This is a genomic window from Psychrobacter sp. NPDC078409 (genome assembly GCF_050268505.1).
GTDB lineage: Bacteria > Pseudomonadota > Gammaproteobacteria > Pseudomonadales > Moraxellaceae > Psychrobacter.
The window spans coordinates 26,101-44,153 of record NZ_JBNNGW010000006.1; the positions used below are offsets into that span (position 1 = coordinate 26,101).

General features: G+C 42.5%; 16 protein-coding genes. 4 read left to right on the forward strand and 12 right to left on the reverse strand.

The window, feature by feature from the left end; translation table 11 throughout:
- Nucleotides 1–46 precede the first annotated feature (46 nt).
- Nucleotides 47–1,321 (forward strand): cation:proton antiporter, encoded by a 1,275-nt coding sequence (locus tag ACQKC9_RS11860; protein ID WP_427621968.1) that lies wholly within the window; start codon nt 47–49, stop codon nt 1,319–1,321.
- A 78-nt stretch (nt 1,322–1,399) separates the two neighbouring features.
- Here ACQKC9_RS11860 and ACQKC9_RS11865 read toward each other — a convergent pair whose 3' ends face one another.
- From ACQKC9_RS11865 to ACQKC9_RS11875, 3 genes are read right to left on the reverse strand one after another with little or no spacing between them, the layout of a single operon-like run.
- A complete protein-coding gene (locus ACQKC9_RS11865) occupies nt 1,400–1,885 on the reverse strand; it encodes a DUF2127 domain-containing protein (RefSeq protein WP_427622048.1) in 486 nt (161 codons plus the stop codon).
- 55 nt (nt 1,886–1,940) lie between these two features.
- Nucleotides 1,941–3,152: a dihydroorotase gene (locus tag ACQKC9_RS11870; protein WP_427621969.1), complete on the reverse strand. Its 1,212-nt coding sequence runs from the start codon at nt 3,150–3,152 to the stop codon at nt 1,941–1,943.
- 58 nt (nt 3,153–3,210) lie between these two features.
- Nucleotides 3,211–4,284 (reverse strand): aspartate carbamoyltransferase catalytic subunit, encoded by a 1,074-nt coding sequence (locus ACQKC9_RS11875; RefSeq protein ID WP_427621971.1) that lies wholly within the window; start codon nt 4,282–4,284, stop codon nt 3,211–3,213.
- Between the two features lie 389 nt (nt 4,285–4,673).
- Between ACQKC9_RS11875 and ACQKC9_RS11880 the strand changes: the two genes are divergently transcribed.
- Together ACQKC9_RS11880 and ACQKC9_RS11885 are read left to right on the forward strand one after the other, a co-directional pair.
- Nucleotides 4,674–5,657 carry a class 1 fructose-bisphosphatase gene (locus tag ACQKC9_RS11880; RefSeq protein WP_427621972.1) on the forward strand — a complete coding sequence of 328 codons (984 nt, stop codon included), beginning with the start codon at nt 4,674–4,676 and terminating at the stop codon, nt 5,655–5,657.
- 102 nt (nt 5,658–5,759) lie between these two features.
- Entirely contained in the window at nt 5,760–6,554 is a 795-nt protein-coding gene (locus ACQKC9_RS11885) for a TrmH family RNA methyltransferase (RefSeq protein WP_427621974.1), read from the forward strand.
- A gap of 206 nt (nt 6,555–6,760) precedes the next feature.
- Here ACQKC9_RS11885 and ACQKC9_RS11890 read toward each other — a convergent pair whose 3' ends face one another.
- The 8 genes from ACQKC9_RS11890 to ACQKC9_RS11925 all read right to left on the reverse strand — a co-directional run bounded on the left by ACQKC9_RS11890 (nt 6,761) and on the right by ACQKC9_RS11925 (nt 14,669).
- Entirely contained in the window at nt 6,761–7,693 is a 933-nt protein-coding gene (locus ACQKC9_RS11890; protein ID WP_057758839.1) for an electron transfer flavoprotein subunit alpha/FixB family protein, read from the reverse strand.
- Nucleotides 7,694–7,846: 153 nt separating this feature from the next.
- The gene (locus ACQKC9_RS11895; protein ID WP_057758837.1) at nt 7,847–8,596 is read right to left on the reverse strand and encodes an electron transfer flavoprotein subunit beta/FixA family protein; all 750 of its coding nucleotides are present in this window, start codon (nt 8,594–8,596) and stop codon (nt 7,847–7,849) included.
- Between the two features lie 450 nt (nt 8,597–9,046).
- Complete coding sequence (locus ACQKC9_RS11900; RefSeq protein WP_427621975.1) at nt 9,047–9,616, reverse strand: DUF421 domain-containing protein; 570 nt, start codon at nt 9,614–9,616, stop codon at nt 9,047–9,049.
- Between the two features lie 267 nt (nt 9,617–9,883).
- A complete protein-coding gene (locus tag ACQKC9_RS11905; RefSeq protein WP_057758834.1) occupies nt 9,884–10,096 on the reverse strand; it encodes a cold-shock protein in 213 nt (70 codons plus the stop codon).
- Nucleotides 10,097–10,459: 363 nt separating this feature from the next.
- Nucleotides 10,460–10,891, reverse strand: a complete 432-nt coding sequence (locus tag ACQKC9_RS11910; protein WP_191114798.1) for a hypothetical protein — start codon at nt 10,889–10,891, stop codon at nt 10,460–10,462.
- Nucleotides 10,892–11,188: 297 nt separating this feature from the next.
- Nucleotides 11,189–12,205 carry a ketol-acid reductoisomerase gene (ilvC, locus tag ACQKC9_RS11915; protein WP_101204856.1) on the reverse strand — a complete coding sequence of 339 codons (1,017 nt, stop codon included), beginning with the start codon at nt 12,203–12,205 and terminating at the stop codon, nt 11,189–11,191.
- Nucleotides 12,206–12,339: 134 nt separating this feature from the next.
- Nucleotides 12,340–12,837 carry an acetolactate synthase small subunit gene (ilvN, locus tag ACQKC9_RS11920; RefSeq protein WP_057758828.1) on the reverse strand — a complete coding sequence of 166 codons (498 nt, stop codon included), beginning with the start codon at nt 12,835–12,837 and terminating at the stop codon, nt 12,340–12,342.
- The gene (locus ACQKC9_RS11925) at nt 12,837–14,669 is read right to left on the reverse strand and encodes an acetolactate synthase 3 large subunit (protein WP_427621976.1); all 1,833 of its coding nucleotides are present in this window, start codon (nt 14,667–14,669) and stop codon (nt 12,837–12,839) included. The genes ilvN and ACQKC9_RS11925 overlap by 1 nt, the downstream gene beginning before the upstream one ends.
- A gap of 856 nt (nt 14,670–15,525) precedes the next feature.
- On the opposite strand from ACQKC9_RS11925, the gene ACQKC9_RS11930 reads away from it, so the two are divergent.
- Complete coding sequence (locus ACQKC9_RS11930; RefSeq protein ID WP_427621977.1) at nt 15,526–16,023, forward strand: DUF4124 domain-containing protein; 498 nt, start codon at nt 15,526–15,528, stop codon at nt 16,021–16,023.
- A gap of 22 nt (nt 16,024–16,045) precedes the next feature.
- Here the strand turns inward: ACQKC9_RS11930 and ACQKC9_RS11935 are convergent, their stop codons facing one another.
- Entirely contained in the window at nt 16,046–17,869 is a 1,824-nt protein-coding gene (locus ACQKC9_RS11935; protein ID WP_427621978.1) for an NAD(P)H-hydrate dehydratase, read from the reverse strand.
- Nucleotides 17,870–18,053 lie beyond the last annotated feature (184 nt).

The window sequence follows — 18,053 nt, forward strand, 5'->3', positions numbered from 1 at the left end:
CACTGCGCTTTAGATACTTTTTATATTCATATGAGACCTACTTTTTATGGCATCTGCAACCAGCCTCACTATCCTAGAAATCAGCGCCATATTTTTGTCGATTACTGCTTCACTAACTTATATTAATCACCGTTTTATTGGTTTACCGACCACTATCGGTGTCATGGTCATCTCTATCTTATTGTCAATCGGTGCGATATTTTTGGGCTTCTTAGGGTTTGATCAACTGATTGATTATGAAGTCAGTTTATTGGAGCAGCTTGATTTTACCGAAGTACTCTTAGACGGCATGCTATCGATGTTGCTATTCGCAGGCGCATTACACGTCAATATTGGTGACTTAAGACGCTACAAGCTACCTATTGGTATCCTTGCCGGACTTGGTACGATCATATCGGCAATGCTCATTGCGACTGCTCTTTACTTTATGTTGCCATTATTCGGTTTCGGCTTACCGTTTCTCTGGTGCCTGTTATTTGGTGCGCTTATCTCCCCTACCGATCCTATTGCTGTCATGGGCATTCTCTCATCAGCAGGCGCTCCAAAGAGTATCGAGACTGTCATCGCTGGCGAGTCATTGTTCAATGATGGTATCGGCGTGGTCATCTTCGTCTTATTGCTAGGAATTTTATCTAGCGGTGATATTCCTACTGCCAACTACGTCGCACATACATTAGCGGTTGAAGCTGGTGGCGGCGTTGTTTTCGGACTGGTACTTGGGGCGATTTTGTACTACTTGCTTAAAAGCATTGATAGCTATCAAGAAGAGGTGCTATTAACATTAGCAGGCGTTATCGGTGGCTACGCGCTAGCCAGTCATTGGCATTTATCAGGGCCACTTGCCATGGTCATGATGGGTCTAATGGTTGGTAATCGTGGTCGCGAGCTAGCCATGAGTGATAAGACACGGCACTATATTGATTTGTTTTGGGAATTGATTGATGAGATTTTAAACGCCATTTTGTTTGTGCTCATCGGTCTAGAAGTGGTCATGATTGCTTATTCAGGCAATTTATTTATAGCGAGTGGTTTGACGATTTTGATTGCGCTCGTTGCCAGATTTATCGTGGTAGGCATGACGACCAAAACCTTTCACCGTCAGCTTGATTTGCCTACAGGCGCATGGAAAGTCCTGACATGGGGCGGCTTACGCGGTGGTATCTCGGTCGCGTTAGTATTACAGCTACCGATCGGGGCTGAACGAGAGATTTTATTGGCACTCACTTATGCGGTGGTGATTTTCTCCATCTTGGTACAAGGTTTAAGCGTCGGTAAAGTCGCTAAAAGTATTCGTGCGGATGAAAAAACAGTAGACGTATAAGCTAAAAATATAGCAGGCACAAAAAATCCAGCATCAGATACTTGTCCTATGCTGGATTTTTTAACTTAAATTTAAACGCTATATCAAGCCCTTACGTTTCATATTACGATAAACCACAATAATAATGAGCAGATTAGAAACCAGTATCCCAAGCTTAAACCAGTCAAACGGGCTAACGATCAGATAGTAAATTTCTATAGGGATAAATACCCCGTAGCCCAGCACGCCAAACCAATACGCCCATGTTTTGTCATGCCATAAGCCATAAGCTTCGAGGAAGCGCAAACTGGCATAAGCGAATATCAATAATAAAAACATCGGCCAGTTTTTACTTGCTTGCTGAGCAATACGTACGGCACTATCGATTTGCGGGGCAAGCATATGGCCGAAGCTGCGCTGCCAAGTAACCGTTACGGTCGTCAGCCAATGTTCAAGATTGGTATGCCACCACCATAATGCCCCTGCTCCTAGTAACGCACCAACACCTTTGACTACCTCATAAATGGCCACCGCTTTGATAGACTCACTCGCCGTACTGCGCGATTTTTCTTGCTGACCATTCATGGCAACCCCTTTATCCTTTGAGGATGGCGGCAGACGGTCATCCTGTCGAGGCAAATTAGCCAAAGAATGTCTCCACAACACGTCCTTGCAACTGCTGATTGAAAAACGGCGTGTTCTTACCATTCGATAGCATAGACTGCGCGGTTACTTGCCACTCAAGGTTAGGATCGACTAATACTGCACCGCCAATCGCTTCGTACTGGTCGCTAATACCTGCAATTTTTGCAGGATTCAGGCAAATTTTGTCTACCAGCTGCGAGAGTGTTAATACCTCATCATTTACCAGCTGACAGGCCAGCGCCATAAAGGTATCGAAGTTTGAGATACCTGGCGTACTTTCGGCAAACGGTGCTTTTTTGGCCGTACTATTCAGTGGCTCGTGATGACTACAGATAGCATCGATAGTGCCATCTTTTAATCCACGGCGGATTGCCTGCTGGTCAGTATTACTGCGTAGCGGTGGCAACACGTACGCCTGAGCATTAAATCCTTCCAAGTTATCATCAGTTAAATACAGCTGATGCATCGCAACATCACACGTCACTGGTAGGCCTTTATCTTTTGCCCAGCGCATGAGCTCAATCGAAGACTTACAGGATAACTGGCTAAAATGAGCAGCGATTCCGGTCTCTTCCACCATCAATAGCTGCGTAGACAGTGCAACAGTTTCCGCAATCCAAGGAATACCTTGCAGACCATGATAAGAAGCAATATAGCCCTCATGTGCCACGCCATCTCCAGACAGACTTGGCTCATCAGGATAAAAGAATACTTTCATACCAAAAGTCGCCGCGTATTCTAGTGTGCGTAGCAATACTAAATCATTGCGAAAAGGTCTACGCGCATTGGATACTGCGATACAGCCGCCCTTTTTAAGCCCTGCGATGTTAGACGGTCGTTCGCCCTCTAACCCTGTGGTCAATGCACCCAAAATATGCAAGTAAATCCCGCCATCACTCAAGGCGCGCTCACGTAAACCTTTTAAGAGTGAGCCATTTTCTAAAATAGGATTGGTGTCAGGCGGCGTCACCACATGCAAGAACCCGTTACCACGAGCAGCGCTGCCTTCTGATTTTAGCGTACCGTGTTGCTGCTGGCCTGGCTCACGCAAGCGCGCACATAGATCTACTAGTGGTGGTAATAACCACATCTCACGGCCAGAATCGAGTGTAGATAGTTTTTCTGTTGCGGCTTGCGGCAATGCATCTTTAAATGCTTTTGGTAAATGGTCAAGAATGGGTGCATCCGTATTAAGCATGGTAGACATAACGTTATTACCGTATCAATAAAATGAAATAAATGAGAATAAGTCGCGCGGCAGCCTGTTACTTACCAGCCGCTTGATGAGCACGTTGACCTTCCATTGCAAGTGATAAGACTGCCATTCTAATAGCAATACCGTTATTTACCTGCTTTAAGATAACGGATTGTGCGCCATCAGCCACACTAGAGGCAATCTCAACACCGCGGTTCATCGGCCCTGGATGCATCACCAATGCATCTGGCTTGGCAAGAGCTACGCGCTCTGGCGTGATCCCATAATGCTTATAGTATTCACTTGATGATGCCAATAGCGGCGAACCAATACGCTCATTTTGTATTCTTAATCCCATGATCACATCACAATCGGTGACACACTCATCCATGTTTTCATATACTTGCACACCGAAACGCTCGATACCTTTAGGCAGTAAAGTGCGCGGCGCACAAACACGGATGTCGGTCACACCTAGCGTTTGCAGTGCACTGATATCAGAGCGTGCTACGCGTGAATGCTTAATATCACCAACGATTGCGATAGACAGCTCTTCAAATGGGCGCGGTGCTTCACGGTGAATGGTCAACATGTCGAGCATTCCTTGAGTAGGATGCGCATGCCAGCCATCGCCGCCGTTAATGATTGCGATATCAGGCGTCACTTCTGTCGCCATAAAATGCGCGGCACCTGATGCTGAATGTCGAACCACAAAGATATCCGCGGTCATTGCCTGTAGATTCCACAGCGTATCACGCAGACTCTCGCCTTTTTTGGTACTAGAACGTTCGATATCGATATTGAGTACATTGGCACCCAAGCGTTTTTCGGCAACCTCAAATGTCGTCCGTGTACGGGTCGATGGTTCGAAGAACAAATTCATGACCGTATAGCCGTCTAACTCAGGACGATTGATTAGCTGTCCGTTTTCATCAAAGAAAGTCTCTGCTTTTGCGATAATAGCTTTGAGCTGTGCTTTATTAAGCCCTTCAACACCTAAGAAATGCCGGATACTGCCATCGGTGTTGAGCTGCGGACGACTCAATGAGGTATTGAGCCTTTGATGAATCGTACTGGGATCAAATTTTGCATAATCAGTCGGTGAGACTGGTTTTGTAGCGCTACTATCGATAGAATTTGACATAATGGCGAGTCTTTATTGTGGGTTTATATGAGTCTATAGTAATCACTTATTCATCTTTGTTCGATCATTTATCACTGATAGGCATAGATACAAAGGACATTTTGATGCTTATTTGCTACAATTTACCGTAATCAAATTCGACCGAAAAATAACCTCAGCAGACAATCAGAAAGCGTGAGTAGACATGCTGTATTCTCATAGAGAATAATTCTGACAAAACTATAAATGAATAACAATAGATATAGTGTAGCCGATTTTGTGGTCGGGACAAAGATGCCGTATTAGCTATTTAAGAATTTACCTATTTCAGGTGTGCTAAATGCCACCTACTTCTTTACTTTGACACCTATCCGTTCTTTTACTTTCCATACCATTTATTAGGAAGCCTTATGACGACCTTAGCAGACTATCTAAACCAACATGCCACTAGCCCTGCACTTAACGACGTGATTACCACTGTCACTAATGTCGGTAAGACGATTTCACAACTGCTCAGAAAAGGCGCTCTGGCAGACATTTTGGGCGAAGCGGGTAATCAAAACGTCCAAGGCGAAGATCAGAAAAAATTAGACGTACTGGCCAATGACTTACTGCTAGATGCATTGGCAAAAAATACACATTGTGCTGGCGTCGCTTCAGAAGAGCTCGATGACGCGACCCCTGCTAATGACGATGGTAGCCTATTGGTACTATTTGACCCATTAGATGGCTCATCAAATATCGACATCAATATGGCAGTGGGCACAATTTTTTCTGTTCTGCCGTATGATCGTCAAGGTCAAACCAGTGAAAACAGTGACTATTTGCAAGCAGGCAATAAACAGCTAGCAGCCGGTTATCTGCTATATGGTACCTCTACTGTCCTAGCGTTAACCATCGCTGACAAAGTCGTGATGTTTAGCCTAGATCCAGAGACTTCTGACTATGTGTTGATAGAAGACAATGTTCAAATAGATGCCGATACAAGCGAATATGCTATCAATAGCTCAAACTATCGTTATTGGCGCGCACCGATGCAACAGTACATCGATGAGTTAATCGCTGGCGAGACAGGCGTACGTGGACGTGATTTTAATACACGCTGGGTAGCCGCCATGGTTGGTGACGTCCATCGTATCTTATGCCGCGGTGGTCTGTTCACTTATCCGTTTGATACCAAATACGCTCATAAAGCGGGTAAACTGCGTTTGATGTATGAAGCCAATCCAATGAGTCTATTGATTGAGCGAGCGGGTGGCGGCGCAACCGATGCTGTCAATCGTATCCTAGATATCGAACCGACTGATATCCATCAACGTGTTCCTGTGGTACTCGGTAGCAAAAACGAAGTCAGTTACGTGAAAGATTTGCACGTCAATTATTCTGAAAAATAATTGATTGACGCACCTGTTAAGAACAGCCAGCAGAATACTAAATTAATAGGCATTGTGCTGGTTATCTAAACGACTCCTTTACCCTTCTCTAAGCGATCCACTATGGTATTAAATTCCACCGAGCTGATTACCTCAGATAAGAACACAACCGTGAAGCTTGTAAAAGCACTGTTGTCCCAAGCACGTCAGCGTAAAAAGAACGGTCAGACAGTCATAGAAGGCGTCCATTTGATAGATGCTGCCCTACGTAGCGACTATCCTTTCGTCCAGATACTACTGTCTGAATCAGCACGTAGCCACCCTGAAGTTCAGCAGATATTGACTCGCCTGCCCACTTATACGCCTATTCTTACTTTGTCAGACGCACTTTATGAGAGTATTCGTAGCTTGGGCACTGGCATCGATATTATGGCGATAATCAAAATACCAACGCCTAGCCTATCGATGATCGATGAAGACTGCTTAATCTTGAACGATGTGCAGGATAGCGGGAATGTTGGTACGCTGCTACGCACAGCTGCAGCCGTTGGTATCCGCAATATCTTGTGCACCAGTGCTACCGCGCAAGCTTGGTCTCCCAAGACGCTACGAGCAGGTATGGGGGCACAGTTTGCACTGACTATTTATGAAGGCTTGAGTACGCAAGATATTTTAGATCACGTACAAGTGCCGCTTTTGGCGACTAGCTCACATACAGATACTATCATTTACGATCACGACTTATCTGCACCTGTGGCTTGGATTATGGGTCATGAAGGTCAAGGCGTTAGCGATGAGCTAATGCAATGTGCCACGCCGATAGCCTTACCGCAGCCAAATGGTCAAGAGAGCTTAAATGTAGCGATTGCAGGGTCTTTATGTCTGTATGAGACCTTACGTCAAAGACAATACTCTTAGCCTCCATTTATAACTGTTATCAAAACCCAATCTATCAAGCATAAAAAAACCCACTATCATTTAATAGTGGGTTTTTTATTATCTGTCTACTACTGATATAGTCAAAGAAGTCTAAAACGGATACAAGGCAGCCGACTGCAGATTGTACAAGTAGTACATCTAAGGAGGGTAACGCCGTAGCCGCTTAGTAGTTCTGTGGCTATATATTAAACCTTGCTAGTCAGCTCAGGCAATGCTTCGAACAAATCAGCTTCTAAGAAGTAGTCAGCAACGCTAGCGATAGGTGCTTCTGGGTCATTGTTGATAGCAACGATGACTTTAGAATCTTTCATACCAGCCAAATGCTGAATCGCGCCTGAGATACCAGCTGCAATATATAGCTGCGGTGCAACGATTTTACCCGTTTGACCGACCTGCATATCGTTTGGTACATATCCTGCGTCAACAGCAGCACGTGATGCACCAACAGCAGCGCCTAGCTTGTCAGCCAATGGCTCAATGTACTTAGTGAAGTTTTCACCGTTTGCCAAGGCACGACCACCAGAAACAACGATACCAGCTGAGGTCAATTCTGGACGATCAGACTTAGCCATTTCTTCGTTAACGAAGCTAGCTTTACCAGTTTCTTGTACGTTGTCGATAGTTTCAACAGTAGCTGAACCGCCTTCGCTTGCCACTGGGTCAAACGCAGTAGTACGTACTGTTAGTACCACTTTGTCTTCTGTTGTTTTTACTGTCGCTGTCGCATTACCTGCATAGATAGGACGCTCAAACGTTTGCGCATCTACTACACCTGAGATTTCAGACAGCATGCTGACGTCAAGTAACGCAGCAACGCGTGGCATAAAGTTTTTACCAGTCGTGGTCGCAGCCGCTAGGATATGGCTGTAATCACCAGCGATATCAGCAACCAATAGCGCCACGTTACCTGCCAATTGATGCTCATAAGCAGCGTTGTCAGCCAATAGTACTTTAGTCACGCCTTCTGCTTTTGCCGCTTCATCAGCAACAGCTTGGCTACCACTACCAGCAACCAATACGTGGATATCATCACCCATTTGTTTAGCAGCAGCGATCGTGTTTAAAGTTGCCTTTTTTAGACTGGCATTGTCATGTTCTGCATATACCAAAATTGCCATGGTTTTAAGTCCTTTATATATTCGTATTATCTATTCATGCGGTTGTTTGTGTACAAAGCTATTTGAGCAACTATCATTTAGTATGAAATAAAGCAGTCAAATTCTTAGCCTTATACAGGATATGCCGTAGCGAAGTATCCAATCATTAAAACATTAAATGACTTTTGCTTCGTTTCTTAGCTTATCGACCAACTCATCAACTGACCCTACTGTAATACCAGCTTTACGGTCAGCAGGTGGCACGACTTTAATAATCTCTTGCTTAGATGTCATATCAACACCGAAATCTGCTGGCGTTTTCTCATCAAGTGGCTTTTTCTTCGCTTTCATGATGTTAGGCAATTTAGCATAACGTGGCTCATTCAAACGTAGATCAGTTGTGATAACCGCTGGCAAATCAAGAGCAACAGTTTGTAGGCCGCCATCGATTTCACGTGTTACGTTTACTTTGTCGCCTTCAACTTTCACTTCTGATGCAAACGTACCCTGACCGATACCCATCAATGCTGCTAGCATCTGACCAGTTTGGTTGTTGTCATCATCAATCGCTTGCTTACCTAATAAGATAATATCAGTGCTTTCAGCTTCGGCGATACTTTTTAGAATCTTAGCAACTTGTAATGGATATGGTTTTTCGTCACTTACGACTAACACACCACGGTCAGCACCTAGCGCTAGGGCTGCACGAATCTGCTCTTGTGACTCTTTTGGACCGATTGAAGCAACAATGATCTCATCAATGACGCCAGCTTCTTTTAGACGAACCGCTTCTTCTACCGCGATTTCATCAAAAGGGTTGATTGACATTTTAGTGTTTGATAAGTCAACGCCAGAGTTGTCGGCTTTTACACGAACTTTTACGTTATAATCAATGACACGCTTGACCGCTACTAATGCTTTCATACGTTCCTCGTTTATTAATGTTATGAGTTAAAAATTGTCAGTTAAGAACCAAAGGTTCGTTGTGGTTCAAATTGTCGTTCAAAATACTGCTCAAGGTTATTACTACATCAACAGAATATTGTTAACTAAGAAAGATGAGCCAATATCTAAGAGCATATTAGCATTGTATCTCTTACTAATGAAATCTGCTAAAGCTAAGCCAACCGTTATTATCAGACCTATGTATCTTGCGTCAGCAGGCAGATAAGGTCAAGACAACGCCGTGAATAATGCGTCATAAATTTGTCAACACTCTATAATAAATACTCTATAAGCGCATCACTTCATGATTTTCATTGTTCAACAGCTCAAAATACTGATACCCTTTATAGCATTCTAAGCCTTAGCTTTACTTAATATTTTGTTATTATTTATCTCTTCAAAGTTAACGGATAAGAATAGTTAATCGAGTCAGACCTGTGACTTACCATGCTTACTAGCACCAAGCAATAATTCGCTATCACGTATATCATCAAATAAAGACCAGTCAGGTTCAACATCATTATTCTTGATAACACTCATATCACCTGTCGTCTCCATAATCACTGCAAACACTTCTGTTTTCGCTTTGATACCATTTTTACGTAGCACTTCCTGAACATCGCTAGTACTAAGATTGGCTTCTTTTAAGTTATCTTCTAAATACTCACCATGAGCCATTAGGATAATAGCTTGGTTATCTATCAGAGCTTTTAGCGGTTTTATTTTGCGTCTGATAACTGAAATAACGCCCTGAATTAAGAATAGCACTGCAACAGCAAACAATCCCTGAAATAGAGAGGGTTTATCTGACAATACCGTCGACGCCAATATACTACCAATACCAACCGTCATCGCAAAATCATGGCTTGATAACTTGGAAAAACTGCGTAAACCCATCAATCGAGTAAACAACATCAGCCCTACATAAAAGCCTATAGCGGATAAAGAAATCCCGAGCACCTGTTGCCAGTCAATTGAAAGCCAATTTTCCCACTTCATAATATAACCTTATCTATTACATCTTTATTAAATCATTGTTCGTTATTACCTGATGATGTTGATCGTCAAAATCAATAGCACTTTACATTAGCAACACTTTGTCATACCAAAAAAGTCCCATAAAAAAAGCAACCTGATAAGAGGTTGCTTCTTTTTAAAGTCGATACAGTATTTTTATTGTTTTAACAAACAAAGTAATCAATGCATATCGATAATCTTATTGTCATTAAGTTTACTGACAAGCAGTTAACCTAATAATAAATGAGATTAGATAGCTTCGATTTGCTCAGCTTGTGGGCCTTTTTTGCCATCACCTAAGATGAAAGACACTTTTTGGCCTTCGGCTAGAGTTTTGAAACCGTTACCTTGGATAGCGCTGTAGTGAGCGAATACGTCTTGTCCGCCATTGTCTTGAGCGATAAAACCAAAACCTTTAGCTTCATTAAACCACTTTACAGTGCCTTCAACTTTATCTGACATAAATTTTCCTGACTCTTTAACTGTTGGCGAGACTTGTGTCATCACCGATTAATTGATATATACCCTAATATTTTCTGCTAAATGCGGTGGCTAAAAATACTAAATAATCTTAAAGAAAATCTGGATTTTTTGCCTCAAATATTTTGAGTACAGTCTGATTATAACAGTTTTCCATGGCAGGAACAGGCTAAATTGCTGATTTTTGTAAATAAATACTAACCATTATTGCAAGCTAACATCGATAGTAATTAGCTCTATATCTTATTGATATAAAATAGTTTTTATTTATAGACATAATACAAATTCATCAGTAAACCACTAATTAAATAAGTCGACATAGATGATAGTAGGTTGGAATATTAGTTACTGCAATGGTGATGTCGGTAGCCATGCTGAACTCAATACGAGCAAACATAACGCAAAAAACACCAATGAAAATGACTGACTATAGGCAATATATTTTGATGGAATGACCAAATCTTTAGGAGAGTCAGGGATTCCTTTGCGCTTCAGCAGCTTGGTACCATATATCCAACCAAAGGTCGTGTATATACCATATGCTGCAGGCACTGCGATAGCTAACGGGGTCAAATCAATAACATATAAAATCACCACTGATATGAAGAACCATAAAGTATCTAACAATGAACTGACTTTGAAGAATTTAGATTGAGGCAGTTTACCATCGGTCTGTTTGAGCATCTCCCCTTCTATCCAAATTAAAACTGCTACCACAGCGCTAAGAGTAATATATACGAATTGCGGCGTTAGCCAGTCTGAATAAGATATTTGCACAGCATACAACCTATTATCTATAGAAAGTGAGAATGAAGCATCCGCCCGCTTCGAATACTTAGAAACGGGTAAGAACAATGATGAATGTTAATCGCAAAGGCGCTTTGGCCAATGTTAAGGTGCCTGTTTATATTGGGTAGCAATTACTGGTTTTCAACCGATAACCCAGATTCAAATCAAAGCAAAAAGCGTCCATCAAATACTTTGCATAAAAAAACCCATGCTATCAAGTGATAACACGGGCTACTTCATCTAAATCAGATTATTATCTGAATAAGACTTTTATCTGTATAAAATTTAGTTTTTGTCTTTATCGATGATTTTGTTACCACCGATCCATGGCATCATGCCACGTAGCTTAGCACCAGTAATTTCGATTTGATGATCAGCATTGTTACGACGACGCGCAGTCATTGATGGGTAGTTGGTTGCACCTTCAGAGATGAACATCTTCGCGTATTCACCAGACTGGATGCGTTTTAGTGCATTACGCATGGCTTCACGTGACTGCTCATTGATAACCTCAGGGCCAGTAACATATTCGCCATATTCAGCGTTGTTACTAATTGAGTAGTTCATGTCAGCGATGCCGCCTTCATACATCAAGTCAACGATCAGCTTTAGCTCATGTAGACATTCGAAATAAGCCATTTCTGGTGCATAGCCCGCTTCTGTTAGCGTCTCAAAGCCCATTTTAACTAACTCTACTGCACCACCACAAAGTACAGCTTGCTCACCGAATAGATCCGTTTCAGTCTCATCTTTGAACGTTGTTTCGATGATGCCTGAACGACCACCACCAACGCCAGCAGCATACGATAATGCTAACTGTTTGGCTTGACCAGAAGCGTCTTGATAGATAGCGATAAGATCAGGGATACCACCGCCTTTAGCGAACTCTGAACGTACAGTATGACCTGGTGCTTTTGGTGCAACCATGATGACATCAAGATCGCCACGTGGTACCACTTGGTTGTAATGGATTGCAAAACCGTGAGCAAAAGCTAGTGTAGCGCCTTCTTTGATGTTTGGCTCGATCACATCATTATAAAGCTCTTTTTGGAACTCATCAGGCGTCAAGATCATGATAACGTCAGCAGCTTTTACCGCTTCTTCTACTTCAGCAACTTTTAGACCAGCATTTTCAGCTTTTTTCCATGAGCTTGAGTTTGCACGTAGACCAACAGTTACATCGACGTCTGAATCTTGTAGGTTAAGCGCGTGTGCATGGCCTTGTGAACCATAACCGATAATGGCAACTTTTTTACCTTGGATAATAGATAGGTCACAATCTTTGTCATAATAAACGTTCATAAATAGAGTCCTTGTTCTCAATCATGGCTTGCCATGGATAGTAAGCGCTTATGCTGTAGTCAATATAATAACTAAGATAAGCGCTTTGTTGATTAGATAAATAAATATTGGTTTAAACTGGTTTTGATAAACAATTAAATGCTTAGGGTTTTTTCACCGCGGGCAATACCGATAACACCTGAGCGAACCACTTCCATAATGCGCTCACGGCCAATCACATCGATAAAACCATCAAGTTTGGCTTTGTCGCCCACGATTTGAATCGTATATAAGTTCGAATTTACATCGACGATTTGTGCGCGGAAAATATCTGCGCTACGTTTAATCTCTTCACGAACACCGCCTGTTGCACGGACTTTAATGAGCATCAATTCACGCTCAACGTGTACGTTCTCCGTCAGGTTAAGCACTTTAACCACTTCAATCAATTTATGCAATTGTTTGGTGATCTGCTCAATTCTTTCAGGTGACGTAATGGTCGTAACCGTTAGACGTGAGATACTTGGGTCATCAGTAGGCGCGACGTTCAAAGTTTCGATATTGTAGCCACGTTGCGAGAACAAGCCGACTAACCGCGACAACGAACCCGCTTCGTTTTCCATCAATACCGAAATCAGATGTTGTTGTTGCATTAGGTACGCTCCCCTTTTGTTAACCACATATCACGCATGGCCTGTCCAGCGATTTGCATTGGATATACATGCTCATTACGATCGACGTAAACATCGATAAATACCAGTTTGTCTTTCATAGCCATTGCTTCAGCCAATTGTGCCTCCATGGTCGCAGGGTCAGTAATTTTGATACCGACATGACCATAGCTTTCAGCCAATTTGACAAAATCTGGTAAGGAGTTCATATAAGACTGGGCATGACGACCTTCATACAGCATATCTTGCCACTGCTTCACCATACCAAGCTGCGCATTGTTAATGTTCAGAATTTTAACTGGTAAGTTATATTGCAAGCAGGTCGATAGCTCTTGGATATTCATCTGAATAGAGCCTTCACCTGTGATACACACCACATCACGCTCAGGATTGGCAAGTTTGGCAGCCATTGCATACGGCAGACCAACCCCCATGGTACCAAGACCACCTGAATTCAGCCATTGACGTGGCTCATTGTAAGTATAGTAAAGTGCCGCAAACATCTGATGCTGACCGACGTCACTTGTGATAATAGCGTTACTGTTAGTCACTTTATCTAGAGCTTGTACGACACTTTGTGGCTTAATACCATTATCTGTGCTGGTGTCATAACGTAAGCCATGACGCTTACGCCACTCATTAATTTGTGACCACCAATCGAGCAATGCGTGCTGCTCTAACTGCTTGTCTTGACCAACAATCTCTAGCATGTCCGTTAAGACAGATTTCACATCACCTACGATAGGAATGTGCGCAAGAATCGTTTTTGAAATTGACGCAGGATCGATATCGATATGAATGATGGTTGCGTTAGGGCAGAATTTTTTGACGTTATTGGTCACACGATCATCGAAACGCGCGCCGACAGCCAAAATCACATCAGCGTGATGCATGCTCATATTGGCTTCATAAGTACCGTGCATGCCAAGCATACCTAAGAACTGACGATCAGAGCCAGGGAATGTACCAAGACCCATCAAAGTATTGGTCACTGGTAAATTCAGACGATGTGCAAGATCTGTTAACTGTTCGTGCGCATTGCTCCAAATCACACCGCCGCCTGCATATACAACGGGACGCTGCGCTGCTAGTAGCGTTTCCATGGCTTTTTTGATTTGACCGCTATGGCCTTTGAGTGAAGGCTGATACGAGCGTATAAACACTTCTTCTGGATATTCGTAAGCAAATTTTTCGCTAGGCGCAGTCATGTCTTTTGGCACATCAATGACGACAGGGCCTGGGCGACCAGTCTGGGCAATATAAAATGCCTTTTTTACAATCATTGGAATTTCGCTAGCATGGCGTACCTGAAAGCTATGCTTAACGATAGGACGTGATACACCTACCATATCTGTTTCTTGGAAAGCATCTTCACCGATTAGGCTGCTTGGCACCTGACCTGCGATTACAACCATTGGTACAGAGTCCATAAAGGCAGTAGCAATAGCTGTCACGGTATTGGTCGCACCAGGGCCTGATGTGGCCAACACGACGCCAGTATTACCAGTCACTCGCGAATAAGCATCGGCCATGTGACCCGCTGCTTGCTCGTGACGTACTAAGATGTGCTCAATATTTTCTTGCTGAAACAGCGCATCATAAATGTGTAAGACCGCGCCACCTGGATAGCCAAAGATGTATTCGACACCTTCGTCAGTCAGTGCTTGCACCAGCATTTCAGCGCCCGATAGCATCACAGGCTGTGCACTACCTTCTGCAAGACGTTGTTGCTTTTGTTCAAAATTTTTGGCGGCATTACCCGTCTGGGTATGTCCCGTCATGTTCGGACTTTGCGTGGTTTGCGTCACTGTCATCACCTTTTTTTGCGGCGAGAATTTGCGGGATTCTATGAGTAAAAATAATTACTTACCGTCATTATTTCTACTTATTGAATGATCGCTAATTCTTGTCCATATCAAGAATATCTGCCCAATAGGTTTAATTAAAACTGTCTCATAGGACAATACTAATCAAACATAGCAGTGTATTTTAGGTCAGCTTTGTGATGGATGTTTATCGATATACAGTGACAAGATGCGAGTGCATCTATAAAAGAAGGCGCTTATTATTGAGGTTCGATACTAGCAAGTACCTATTGTGACTTTATTTGTACAGATGCATCGATATACACAAGCAAAAAAACTTCATAGCCAATGCTAAATTATAAGATGTTTAGAACTTACAATAGGCTTTGGGGAAATCTCTTAACAGCATACTATATCGCGTTTGATACAACTGCTAAAAACACATTTAGCACATTTCAAATAATAAGTTTATCTTAGTCATTGTAGACAGATAAGTCCGGAGACAATGTATCGCTACCAATAGTAGTCGTTGTGCCACTATGCTTGCTATATCATTATCACAAAGGAAATAAAACTGCGTAAGCTACCGATAAGTAACTCGTCGTTTTCTTTCTCAAGTGCCACGGCAACATCGTAAAAGCCGCTCACTGACCAATCAACTGCTATTATATTCGATGGTTTACGAGTTATTGTCAAGAAAAACTTCTAAAGCCTATCCCAAACTATTAGTTATTAAATAATATACATTGATAAGTATTATTTGCTAGAATCGATAGTCGATACATTATTACTACCAATAAAACGTTCAAGTGTTATATTTACACCCATATACATTTGATTTTTATTAAATAAGAGGATTGCTACTATGGCATATGCGTCTAAGATAAATACCGCTGCCAGACTGTTGATGAGTACCGCGTGTATGCTAATGCTGTCCATGAATGCCAGTCAGGCTATTCAAGTTTATAAATCTATTGGGGCACACGGCGAAGTAAAATATAGCCAACATGCGCCGCAAGTCGGCAAAAATATCGAACTGATTGAGTTTCGTAGTGACGGTAGACAGAACAATGCAGGACAAATGGCAGGGAAAACAGATCCTAACCAGAGCAGCAATGCTCAAACTGCAGAAGAACAACGAGTAGCAGCACTTGAAGCACGTATTAAAGAACAAGAAGCTCAGGCTAATGCTCAGCGCTGCCAATCATTACGTAATAACTTGACCAACCTAAATGTAGGTGGCCGTATCTATGAGATGGATGCGAACGGCAAACGTCAATACCTAGATGGCCGTGAGATTGAGCTTAAGCGCGAGCGCGTACAGCAAGCAATTACTCAGTATTGCTCCAACCCTTCTACCTAGTTAGACCTCTTGAAAGCAAATATCAAACTATCATAAGCTGCATGACGTGACGAATGGCTGCTGGCATATCTTGAGCTTGTAGCCCTCGTTGCCCTACTAGCAATATATTGATGTCGCTATTCGCTTGATTTACTAATATATCTCCTGCAAACCCATGTATAAGAACCGCTTGATGTAAGCTACGTGCCTCTGCTGATAAATCTTGCTGTGCCAATAGTCCCGCGGTCACCCCAGATAGCACATCACCCATGCCAGCGGTTGCCATGCCAGCATTCCCTACATTACAGACGTATACGTTTTCTTTTCCCTCTTTTTGTTCTAACACTAACGATCCTGCCCCTTTTAATACCCAGTTACCACCATATGTTGCAGCACACTGTTTTATAGCTTGTAGTCTATTGGACTCAATCTTACTTATCTTTTGATCAAGTAGTCTAGCTGCTTCCCCACTATGCGGCGTCAAGCAAACCCTATGATTAGTACTATATTCTCGTAGCTCTGTTATTAGCTCATGATTATCCGTATACAGCGCTGCCAAGTGATAAAGTCCATCTGCATCGATCACAATTGATTTTTCATTCTCTATAGCAGCCTGTACATAATCAATAAATAATGCGTTGGCTTTCTTATCACGGCTAAGTCCCATCCCAATGGCAACGACACTAGCCTGCTTGATTAAATCTTTTACACCGCTTGCGTCATGTAGATTAATGGTCATCGCATCTGGCAATGAGGTCAATAATGACCCATGAAAAGCCTCATGGCAGGCAACTGTTATTTTACCAGCGCCTGTCGCCATCGTACTGGCCGCAGACAGTATGGCAGCGCCGCCCATACCCTGAGAGCCATCGACGCGATTTCCCCCAATGACTAGCACATGACCATAGCTACCTTTGTAGCTGTTTTGGCGACGCGGACTCATACTATGTGCAGCCGTCAGCAGCGTAGCAACTGGCCCAAATGCTTGACTGGCATTTTTTTCAGGTATCGTGTCATTGCTGGCTGTTTGCTGACCCGCCTTTTGATAAGGTATCAACGGTATATCGACTATGTCTCCGCTATAGTCTGTACCATCTTTAGTATGTAGACCAAACTTACGCGCAATCAAACATAGAGTCACGTCAGCTTGTATTGCTATGCGCTCGAATACCTCACCAGTAGAAGCTACTAACCCACTCGGAACATCAACTGCTATTGCTAGGGCGTAACTTTGCTGAGTAAGACTATTAAAGGCATTAATAGCTAATTCATAAATGCCTTCTGGCGCACGATCTAAGCCAATACCAAATAATGCATCGATATAGATATCAGCTGGCAAGTTTCTTTTATCCGCATCATCGTGATTAACAATGTCTTCAAATCGTTGATAGTGACAACTGCTCGCTAGGGCTATCTGCAATGCCTTTATCGCGTCAGTAATATTGCTACTATCGCTGTCTTCATTGTTAGAATTTTTAGAAGTTAATGATTGATTATCGATAACAAAATCATTTTCGCTAAAGCCAACCGTTATTACTTCTACTTGCCAGCCAGCTTGCTGTAAATAATGAGCGATGAGCCAGCCATCACCACCATTGTTACCTTTCCCTACCCAGATACTTGCTCGACGTAGATGAGCACTACGGTGATAAACGTTAGTGTTGACAGAATAGCTAATACTGACGTTTCTTTGCTCATAAATCTGCTCTATTTGCTGTGTCATTTGCCAAGCAGCTTGTTTCATCAAACCAAAACTGTCATATCCTTCTGCAAACCAAACCTGTTCCATCGCATAAACCTGCTCACTATTATATAGCGCAATAGGTTTTGTATTTCTTATAGGTGATAAATTGGTATTATTTCTCATAACTTATCCTTGATATTTCTACTCATTTTTTATTTTATCTAAATTTGATTGCTCATTTGTCATATCAGCTTAGCAAAAGCTTACCTCGACTTATGTATCAATATGAATGTGAGTTTATTTTCTTTTATACTTGCACTCATTGCTCACTGGCTTATCATAGCCGTATTTACATTATCTCTGATTG